1 tRNA gene and 2 rRNA genes are annotated in these 3,713 nt (G+C 53.0%); all 3 read right to left on the bottom strand.

Going from position 1 to position 3,713, the window contains the following annotated elements:
• Positions 1 to 2 precede the first annotated feature (2 nt).
• The 3 genes from ACR0JN_RS21945 to ACR0JN_RS21935 all read right to left on the bottom strand — a co-directional run bounded on the left by ACR0JN_RS21945 (position 3) and on the right by ACR0JN_RS21935 (position 3,293).
• Positions 3 to 79, bottom strand: a tRNA-Met gene (locus tag ACR0JN_RS21945).
• A gap of 46 nt (positions 80 to 125) precedes the next feature.
• Positions 126 to 240: ribosomal RNA gene (rrf, locus tag ACR0JN_RS21940) — 5S ribosomal RNA — on the bottom strand.
• A 187-nt stretch (positions 241 to 427) separates the two neighbouring features.
• Positions 428 to 3,293 (bottom strand): 23S ribosomal RNA (locus tag ACR0JN_RS21935).
• Positions 3,294 to 3,713: the final 420 nt, after the last annotated feature.

Below are 3,713 nucleotides of genomic sequence, written 5' to 3'. Positions count from 1 at the left end.
TTTGGTTGCGGGGAGAGGATTTGAACCTCTGACCTTCAGGTTATGAGCCTGACGAGCTACCGGACTGCTCCACCCCGCGCCAGGTGTTCTTTTCATCGTTAGAGAGACTGTTGGGCTTTTACTAGGTTTGGCGGTGACCTACTCTCCCGGGGCTTAAGCCCAAGTACCATTGGCGCGGCAGTGCTTAACTTCCGGGTTCGGGATGGGACCGGGTGTTTCACTTGCGCTATGACCACCAAACCGAGGAAAAGCCCATGTCGACTTTCTTGCTGTGCAAGAAAGCGACGGGTGGCAGGCAGCGTATTCGCGAAGCGAATGCGCGGTGCCACTCGGTTATTTAATCAATCAACATCGCGGCTAGGTGCTACGACGCTATCCATTGTCAAGGTCGGTGTATGCTTTCGGCTTTGTCTTTCCATTACTGGATCAAATCAAGCCTATCGGGCGATTAGTACCGGTCAACTGAACGCATTACTGCGCTTACATCTCCGGCCTATTGACGTGGTGGTCTTCCACGGCCCTCAGGGAGACCTTGTTTTGAGGGGGGCTTCCCGCTTAGATGCCTTCAGCGGTTATCCTGTCCGATCATAGCTACCCAGCACTGCCGTTGGCACGACAACTGGTCCACCAGTGGATCGTTCACCCCGGTCCTCTCGTACTAGGGGCAACTCCTCTCAAGTCTCCTACACCCACGGCAGATAGGGACCGAACTGTCTCACGACGTTCTAAACCCAGCTCACGTACCTCTTTAAACGGCGAACAGCCGTACCCTTGGGACCTGCTCCAGCCCCAGGATGAGATGAGCCGACATCGAGGTGCCAAACACTGCCGTCGATATGGACTCTTGGGCAGTATCAGCCTGTTATCCCCGGCGTACCTTTTATCCGTTGAGCGATGGCCCTTCCACTCGGGACCACCGGATCACTATGGCCGTCTTTCGACTCTGCTCGACTTGTCAGTCTTGCAGTCAGGCTGGCTTCTGCCATTGCACTCAACGAGCGATTTCCGACCGCTCTGAGCCAACCTTCGCGCGCCTCCGTTACGCTTTAGGAGGCGACCGCCCCAGTCAAACTACCCGCCACGCAGGGTCCCGGATCCGGATAACGGACCGCGGTTAGACATCAAGAGTGCGAAGGGTGGTATCTCAAGGGAGGCTCCACGGATACTTGCGTTTCCGCTTCAAAGCCTACCACCTATCCTGCACATCACAATCCTGATGCCAGTGCGAAGCTGTAGTAAAGGTGCACGGGGTCTTTCCGTCTAACCGCGGGAAGCCTGCATCTTGACAGGCAATTCAATTTCGCTGAGTCGATGTTGGAGACAGCGGGGAAGTCGTTACGCCATTCGTGCAGGTCGGAACTTACCCGACAAGGAATTTCGCTACCTTAGGACCGTTATAGTTACGGCCGCCGTTTACCTGGGCTTCAATTCAAGGCTCTCACCTCTCCTTTTAACCTTCAGGCACCGGGCAGGCGTCAGACCCTATACGTCGTCTTGCGACTTCGCAGAGCCCTGTGTTTTTAATAAACAGTCGCCACCCCCTGGTTTGTGCCCCCAGCCCCTAGTTGCCTAGGAACCGGGCCTCCTTCTCGCGAACTTACGGAGGTATTTTGCCGAGTTCCTTCAACATCGTTCTCTCAAGCGCCTTGGTATGCTCTACCAGTCCACCTGTGTCGGTTTAGGGTACGGTCTGATGGAGGGCTATTTCCAGGAACCACTCAGCAGCCCAATCAATCCGATAAGATTGAACTACACCTGTGATCCGTCACATCCTCCTGGCCCAGGAATATTAACCTGGTTCCCATCGCCTACGCCTTTCGGCCTCGGCTTAGGGGCCGGCTTACCCTGCTCAGATTAGCTTTAAGCAGGAACCCTTGGACTTTCGGCGAGAGTGTCTCTCACACTCTTTGTCGCTACTCATGTCATCATTCTCACTAGTGATCTCTCCACCGGATGGCTCACGCCCCGGCTTCATCGAAAGCACTTTATCTTGCGCTACCGCCTATTCGGCTACTTGAGCGCGATTGCTCGCGCCAAATGACCGGCGATAATACAAGATAAGTGCTATGTCACACTACGCTCTGCTACCGATGCTTACGCATCCCTAGACTTCGGCTCATGGCTTGAGCCCCGTTACATCTTCGCCGCAGGACAACTTATTTAGACCAGTGAGCTGTTACGCTATCTTTAAAGGATGGCTGCTTCTAAGCCAACCTCCTGGTTGTTTTGGTCGTCCCACCTGCTTTCCCACTTAGCCATGAATTGGGGGCCTTAGTCGTAGGTCAGGGTTGTTTCCCTCTCCACTACGGACGTTAGCATCCGCAGTGTGTCTGCCATCTAGTACTCCCGGGTATTCGGAGTTTGGTTAGGATCAGTAAGCCTGTGGGGCCCCATTACCCATCCAGTGCTCTACCCCCCGGGGTATTCGGATGACGCTCTACCTAAATAGATTTCGCAGAGAACCAGCTATCTCCGAGTTTGATTGGCCTTTCACCCCTAGGCACAGCTCATCCCGATCCTTTTCAACGGATGTGGGTTCGGTCCTCCAGTAAGTGTTACCTTACCTTCAACCTGGCCATGCCTAGATCACTCGGTTTCGGGTCTGATCCCACGAACTCATACGCCCTATTAAGACTCGCTTTCGCTACGCCTACACCTAACGGCTTAAGCTTGCTCGTGAGACCAAGTCGATGACCCATTATACAAAAGGTACGCCGTCAGATCTCGAGGATCCTCCGACTGATTGTAGGCGTTCGGTTTCAGGTACTGTTTCACTCCCCTCGTCGGGGTGCTTTTCACCTTTCCCTCACGGTACTGGTTCGCTATCGGTCAGCAAGGAGTACTTAGCCTTCGAAGGTGGTCCTCCGATCTTCAGACAGAATTTCACGTGTTCCGCCCTACTTAATACGTCCATCAAAGCTTCCTATACGGGGCTGTCACCCGCTATGGCCACGCTTCCCAACGTGTTCTAGTCACTTATCTGGCTCGGCTGGTCCCCGTTCGCTCGCCGCTACTAGGGGAGTATCAATTGATTTCCTTTCCTCCGGGTACTTAGATGTTTCAGTTCCCCGGGTTTGCTCTTAAAACCCTATGTATTCAGGTCTTAAGTACTTGGTTAAGCGACATATTGATTAGCAAAACTAACAATATGAAGCTTTCAAGTGGGTTGCCCCATTCAGAAATCCATGGATCAAAGCTTATTCTCAGCTCCCCATGGCTTATCGCAGAGTATCACGTCTTTCATCGCCTCTTGCTGCCAAGGCATTCACCAAACGCCCTTCTCGCGCTTGATTTGATCCAGAAAAAGAAAGACAGGATTTGCGAAGCAAATCCATAACGGGTCGGAAGCTGGAACAACCAACCCCTTTTCCTGAACCAAAAGCATACTTTCCCGCCTTCCATCCTGGAACCCATGCTGCCGATGTCGGTCGGCCCCACGCAGAGGATAGAAGACATGCATAACCTTGCGGTCATGCGGGTTAGTGTACTTGACTTGGACAACTCTGTTCGTTTCAGCCGGGATATTCAAAGAGGGACGAGGAAACATCCCTAATCAAACCTCCTCACTATGTGTGCTACCGCCTATTCGGCTACTTGAGCACGTGAGGACCAACTGAGATCAACGCCACACTCGGCGCGATCAAACAGTGTTGATTGATTTCTCTCTATACGATTTCAAATGATCTCCGAAGGAGATCGTTTGGGTGCGAGGC

Source organism: Ruegeria sp. G12 (assembly GCF_056533565.1).
Note: the sequence above shows the minus strand (reverse complement) of the source record. Positions and strands in the feature narration are given on the sequence as shown.